At 68.1% G+C, this 6,553-nt stretch carries 5 protein-coding genes; all 5 read left to right on the forward strand.

What is annotated here, in order from left to right:
- Positions 1 to 2,052: phosphoenolpyruvate--protein phosphotransferase (gene ptsP / locus ACFDSW_RS14250; RefSeq protein WP_375250942.1), on the forward strand; the 2,052-nt coding region annotated here is incomplete at its 5' end.
- Between the two features lie 118 nt (positions 2,053 to 2,170).
- A complete protein-coding gene (locus tag ACFDSW_RS14255; protein WP_375250943.1) occupies positions 2,171 to 3,073 on the forward strand; it encodes a helix-turn-helix domain-containing protein in 903 nt (300 codons plus the stop codon).
- 72 nt (positions 3,074 to 3,145) lie between these two features.
- Entirely contained in the window at positions 3,146 to 4,063 is a 918-nt protein-coding gene (locus ACFDSW_RS14260; protein WP_375250946.1) for a YbgF trimerization domain-containing protein, read from the forward strand.
- 4 nt (positions 4,064 to 4,067) lie between these two features.
- Positions 4,068 to 5,063, forward strand: coding sequence for a tRNA lysidine(34) synthetase TilS (gene tilS / locus ACFDSW_RS14265; protein ID WP_375250944.1), 996 nt, complete (start codon positions 4,068 to 4,070; stop codon positions 5,061 to 5,063).
- A gap of 76 nt (positions 5,064 to 5,139) precedes the next feature.
- Positions 5,140 to 6,553: ATP-dependent zinc metalloprotease FtsH (ftsH, locus tag ACFDSW_RS14270; RefSeq protein ID WP_375250945.1), on the forward strand; the 1,414-nt coding region annotated here is incomplete at its 3' end.

The raw sequence follows: 6,553 nt of genomic DNA on the forward strand, positions 1-6,553 counted from the left end.
CTGGCGATGGGCGAGGGGCTGGTCGGCACGATCGCCGCGAACAACGAGGTGCTGAACCTCGACGAGGCCGCGAGCCATCCCGATTTCGCGTACAAGCCCGAGACTGGCGAGGATCGCTTTCACAGCTTCGCCGGAGTGCCGATCATCCGGCGGGAGCGCGCGGTGGGGGTGCTGGCGGTGCAGCATGCCGACCCGCGCCGCTATGAAGGGGTGGAGATCGAGGCGCTGCAGACGGTGGCGATGGTGCTGTCCGAACTGATCGCCAATGCCGGGCTGATCGATCAGGGCGCGCGTGCCGACCGGCCGCAATCGACCGCCTCGCTACGCATCGCGGGGCAGAAGCTGGTCGACGGCATGGCGGTCGGCTGCGCGGTGTTTCACCAGCCGCGCATCCATATCGAACATACCGTCGCGGAGGATACCGAGGCGGAGCGCCACCGCGTCTATGCCGCGTTCGACAAGATGCGCGAGCAGATCGACCGGATCGCGCGCGAAGCCGAGTTCGGCGTCGGTGACGAGCATCAGGAGGTTATCCAGACCTACAAGATGTTCGCTTATGACGAAGGCTGGTCACGGCGGATCAACGAGGCGATCGACAGCGGGTTGACCGCGGAGGCGGCGATCGAGCGGGTGCAGCAGCGTACCCGCCAGCGCATGCGCGAGATCGACGATCCGTTGCTGGCCGATCGGATGCACGATCTGGAGGATCTGTCGAACCGGCTGTTGCGGATCGTGTCGGGGCAGATGGGCACCGCCGCGCAACTGGGGCTGCGCCAGGATACGATCCTGATCGCCCGCAACCTCGGGCCGGCGGAGCTGCTGGAATATGACCGGCGGCGGTTGAAGGGCGTCGTGCTGGAGGAAGGATCGCTGACCGCGCACGTTACGATCGTCGCGCGCGCGATGGGTGTGCCCGTTTTGGGTAGGGTGCGCGACGTGCGGCGGTTGATCGCCGAAGGCGATCTGTTGCTGCTCGACGTGACCGAGGGGACGCTGACCGTCCGGCCCTCGACCGTGATGGAAGAGGCGTTCGAGGCGAAGGTCGCCGCGCGGCAAAAGCGCCGCGCCGCTTATGCCGCGCTGCGCGACGTGGCGCCCGAAACGAAGGACGGACAGCGCATCACCGTGATGGTCAACGCCGGGCTGCGCGACGATGTCGCCGCGCTCGACGTGACCGGCGCGGATGGCATCGGGCTGTTCCGCACCGAGTTTCAGTTCCTCGTTTCCGCCACGCTGCCGCAACGCGAACGACAGCAGCGGCTGTATCGCGAGGTGCTGGACGCGGCGGGCCAGCGCCCGGTCATTTTCCGCACCGTCGATATCGGCGGTGACAAGGCGCTCCCCTATCTGATCAGCGATGCCGCCGAGGAGGAGAACCCGGCGATGGGCTGGCGCGCGCTGCGGCTGGCGCTGGAGCGCGACGGGCTGATGAAGGCGCAGGCGCGCGCGCTGCTGGAGGCGGCGGCGGGGCGCATATTGAACGTGATGTTTCCCATGGTATCAGAGGCTTGGGAGTTTGACGAGGCGCGCGATCTGTTCGAGGCGCAGCGCCAGTTCTTGACCACGCGGGGCAAGCGCCTGCCGCTCGACATTCGTTATGGCGCGATGCTGGAGGTGCCCGCGCTCGCCTACCAGCTCGATCTGTTGCTGCCGAAAGTGGATTTCCTGTCGATCGGCACCAACGATCTGACGCAATTCCTGTTCGCGGCGGATCGCGCCAATCCGAAGCTGGCGGACCGCTACGACTGGCTGTCCAGCGCGATCCTGCGGTTCCTGCATCAGGTGAAGGAGGCCGCGCGTGCGACCGATGTGCCGATCGCGGTCTGCGGCGAGATGGGCGGGCGCCCGCTGGAGGCGATGGCGCTGATCGGGCTGGGCATCGAACGGCTGTCGATCACGCCGGCGGCGGTGGGACCGATCAAGGCGATGATCCGCTCGCTCGACCGCGGCGCGCTGACGACGTTCATGACCGACCTGCTTGCCGCCCCGCCGCGCGATATGCGGGGTGCGCTGACGGTTTGGGCGGTCGACCACGGCGTGGAACTGGCATAAGGTTGCGGCGAAGCGAGCGGGTGCGCACCCGGCATCGGTTGACACTCCCCGGCGGCTTTGGGAGACGAACACGTTCCCGCAAGAGAACGGGGCAGCAGCGCGGGGGTCGGAGACTAAAATGAGCGATGGACAGCAACCCGCACCAACGGCTGCGGCTTCGGCCACAGTCGGTGCACGCCTGCGCGCCGCCCGCGAGGCGCAGGGGCTGTCGGTGGCGGAGGTCGCGGCGCGCACGCGCGTGACGCAGCGTTTCCTGGAGGCGCTGGAGGAAGACCGGCTCGACCTGCTGCCCTCGCCGACCTACGCCTCCGGCTTTGCGCGCGCCTATGCCCGTGCGGTCGGGGTCGATCAGGCCGAGATCGGGCGAGCGATCCGCAGCGAGCTGGCGCGCGGCGCGATGCCGTTGCGGCAGCATCATATCGAGGAGATCGCCGATCCCGCGCGCGGGCCGTCGCGCGGGCTGGTGATCGTCGCGGCCGGCATCGCGCTGGCGGTGCTGGTACTGGGGCTGTTGTGGCTGTCGACCGGGCTGTTCCGTGGCACGTCGGAGACGGCGCCGGTGACGGCCGGCTCTCCCGGCGGGGCTGCCGCCAGCAGCGCGCCGGTGCCGGCGGCGAGCCCCACCCCGGTGGCGGCGGGCAAGGTGGTGCTGACCGCGCGGGACGAGGTGTGGATGCGGATCTACGACGCCGATGACAAGACGCTGTTCCTCGGCACCAAGAAGCCCGGCGAAACGTTCGAAGTGCCCGCCGATGCCAAGGGGCCGATGATCAACGTCGGCCGCCCCGATCAGTTGACGATCACTGTCGATGGCCGCGAGGTGCCGCCGCTGGGGGATGGCAAGCGCGCGATCAAGAACGTGCCGATCAGCGCCGCGGCATTGACCGCGCGCGCCAATGGCGCGGCGCCGATCGCGGCCGCCACCGCCGCGGCGCCGGCGACGCGACCGAGCGCCGCCACGTCGCGCGCGGTGCCGCCCGCTTTTACCGAACCGGCGGATGGAAATACGCTCGATCGATAAAGCCGCTTCAGGTGCGAGACAGCCGCGAATCTTAAGGATATGACCGGGTTATCAAGGCACCGGGGGTTGATGATGAGGACATTGGGGCTGGGGATGGCGGTTGCCGCCGTGCTGGCGACGCCGGTCGCGGCGCAATCGGGCGCGCCGTTGGAAGGGCGCGTCGGCAAGCTGGAAAGCGAGATGCGCGCGGTGCAGCGCAAGGTGTTTCCGGGCGGCGCCGGTCAGATGGTCGAGCCGCAAATCAGCCCGACGATCGCGCCGACGACGCCCGAGGGCGTACCCGCGACGAGCGCGCTGACCGATCTGACAGCGCGCGTTACCTCGCTCGAACAGCAGATGGCGACGATGACCGGCCAGATCGAGCAGGCGCAGCATCGCCTGCGTCAGTTGGAGGATCAGTTCGCCGCCTTTCGCAAGGACACTGATGCGCGATTGAACGCCGTCCCTGCTGCCGCCGGTCCCGGTGCCAGCGGCACTGGCGGTCCTGTCGCTGCGGGTGATACCGGCGTGACCGTGCCGACCGCCCCCGCCCCGGTGCGCGGCGCGTCCAAACCCGCTGTCGAGCCGGTCGTGGCCGGGATCGACAAGCCCAGCGGCGGCGATCCGGCGGAGGATGCCTATACCTATGGCTATCGCCTGTGGTCCGCCAAGAAGTATGCCGAAGCCGAAACGCAGCTGAAAAAGGTAGTGGCCGACTATCCCAAGCACCGCCGCGCCAGCTTCGCGCAGAATCTGCTCGGCCGCGCCTATCTGGATGATGGCAAGCCTAGCCTCGCGTCGATCGCCTTCTACGACAATTACAAGAAGTTCCCTGACGGAGAACGAGCGCCCGACAGCCTTTATTATCTCGGCAGCGCGCTGATGAAGCTCAATAAGCCGGCCGATGCGTGCAAGGTCTATGGCGAATTGGGGGACGTGTACGGCGACAAGATCTCGGCTGAAATGAAAGCCGACGTCGCCCGTGCGCGCGTAGCGGCGAAGTGCAAGTAAGGGGATGATCGTGCCGCCGCCCGACGCGGCGGTGGCACGCTTTCGCGGCGACATGGCGCGCCTGCTGGCGCGCGCCTTCGACGGTGCGACATCGGTGGACGAGGCCAGGGTGGCGCTGGCGGTATCGGGCGGCGCGGATTCGATGGCGATGCTTGCCCTCGCCGCGGCCGCCTTTCCGGGCCGGGTGACGGCGGCGACGTTCGACCATCATCTGCGCCAGGGGTCGGCCGCCGAAGCGGCGATGGTGGCACGCGCCTGCGCCGAAATGGGTGTGCCGCATGCCACGCTGTCGCCCGACACGCCGATCACCGGCAGCAGTATCCAGATGCGCGCGCGCGCGGCGCGCTACACCGCGCTGACGGCATGGGCCGCGGACGCCGGCACGCTGCTGACCGCGCATCACGCCGACGATCAGGCGGAAACGATGTTGATGCGGCTCAATCGCGCGTCCGGGCTGGCCGGGCTGGCGGGGGTGCGGGCTTGGCGGCGGGAGGGTGGCGTGGCGATTCTGCGCCCGTTGCTGACATGGCGACGCGCGGATTTGCGCGCGCTTGCCACGGCGGCGATGGTGCCGTTCGTCGATGACCCCTCCAACGACGATCCCCGCCACGATCGCACCCGCATCCGCGGCGTACTGGCCGCGACACCCGCGCTGGATGCGGCGCGGATCGCCACCTCGGCGGCCTGGCTGGCCGATGCCGAAGAGGTGATTGCGGTGCAGGTCGAGCGGCTGTGGCGGCAGCACTGGCACGGCCCCGGCCGACCGTTCGCGATCGGGGACGAGCCGCGCGAGCTGCAGCGGCGGCTGGTACGGCGCGCGATCGCCGACATCCGCGCGACGCTGACGATCGCCCGGCCGCCCTTCGCCGACTCGGCCAATGTCGAGCCGTTGCTTGATCGGCTGGCGGCGGGGCAGGCGGCGGTGCAGGGCGGGGTAAAGGTGTCGCCGGGGCCGAATGGCTGGTCGTTTGGTGCCGCGCCGCCGCGTCGATCACTCTGACCGGCGTTCTTCGACCACTTGTTCCATTGCCATTAACCCGCGCCGTCCTACATTGCGGAGGGATGAAAGGTACTCCATGAGCGATAACGATCGGCCTTCCAACGGTGGTGACCCGAACGGTGGGGGTGGCAACCCCAATCCGTGGATGAAAAGCCTGCTGATCTGGGTCGGCGTGCTGGTGTCGCTCGCGTTGGTGGTCACGCTGTTTGACGGTCGTACCAGCACCGCGCAGGGCAACACGATCGCCTATTCCAACTTCCTCGACCGTGTCGACGAAGGCACGGTGAAGGACGTCAACGTTTCGCGTGACATCATCACCGGGACGCTGTCGAGCGGCGACAAGTTCCGCACCTATCCGGTGCAGGATTCGGGGCTGATCGAGAAGCTCCGCAAGGCGGGCGTCGAGGTGGCGGGCAAGCCGGAGGAAGGCCCGTCGATCTGGATGCTGATGCTGTATAACTCGTTGCCGTTCCTGCTGTTCATCGGGATCGCGTTCTTCGTGCTGCGCCAGATGCAGAAAGGCGGCGGCGCGGGCGGCGCGATGGGCTTCGGCAAGAGCCGCGCGCGGATGCTGACGCAGAAGGAAGGCAAGGTCACGTTCGACGATGTCGCGGGCATCGACGAAGCGCGCGCCGAGCTGACCGAGATCGTCGAGTTCCTGAAAGATCCGACCAAATTCGCCCGCCTGGGCGGCAAGATCCCGAAGGGTGCGCTGCTGGTCGGCTCCCCCGGCACCGGCAAGACGCTGCTCGCCCGCGCGATCGCGGGGGAAGCGGGCGTGCCGTTCTTCACCATTTCCGGTTCGGACTTCGTCGAGATGTTCGTCGGTGTCGGCGCGAGCCGCGTTCGCGACATGTTCGAACAGGCCAAGAAGAGCGCGCCGTGCATCGTCTTCATCGACGAGATTGACGCGGTCGGCCGGCATCGTGGCGCCGGGCTGGGCAATGGCAATGACGAGCGCGAGCAGACGCTGAACCAGCTTCTGGTCGAAATGGACGGTTTCGAGGCCAACGAAGGCATCATCATCGTCGCGGCGACCAACCGCCCCGACGTGCTGGATCCGGCGCTGCTGCGCCCCGGCCGCTTCGATCGCCAGGTGGTGGTGCCGCGTCCGGATATCGATGGCCGCGTCAAGATCCTCGAAGTCCATATGAAGAAGGTGCCGCTGGCGCCCGACGTCGATGCGCGGGTGATCGCGCGCGGCACGCCGGGTTTCTCGGGTGCCGATCTTGCCAATCTCGTCAACGAGGCGGCGCTGATGGCGGCGCGGAAGGGCAAGCGCCTTGTCGCGATGGCCGAGTTCGAGGAGGCCAAGGACAAGGTGATGATGGGCGCCGAGCGGCGTTCGATGGTGATGACCGAGGACGAGAAGCGGATGACCGCCTATCACGAGGCGGGCCATGCGATCGTCGCGATGCACGAGCCGGCGTCCGATCCGATCCACAAGGCGACGATCATCCCGCGCGGTCGCGCGCTGGGCATGGTGATGC

The sequence above is a fragment of the Sphingomonas sp. genome, from assembly GCF_042091075.1.
Lineage (GTDB): Bacteria > Pseudomonadota > Alphaproteobacteria > Sphingomonadales > Sphingomonadaceae > Sphingomonas.

Coding starts and splice junctions, on each gene's coding strand:
- ACFDSW_RS14255 (WP_375250943.1), top strand. CDS start 2,171: ATGAGCGATGGACAGCAACCCGCACCAACGGCTGCGGCTTCGGCCACA.
- ACFDSW_RS14260 (WP_375250946.1), top strand. CDS start 3,146: ATGAGGACATTGGGGCTGGGGATGGCGGTTGCCGCCGTGCTGGCGACG.
- tilS (WP_375250944.1), top strand. CDS start 4,068: ATGATCGTGCCGCCGCCCGACGCGGCGGTGGCACGCTTTCGCGGCGAC.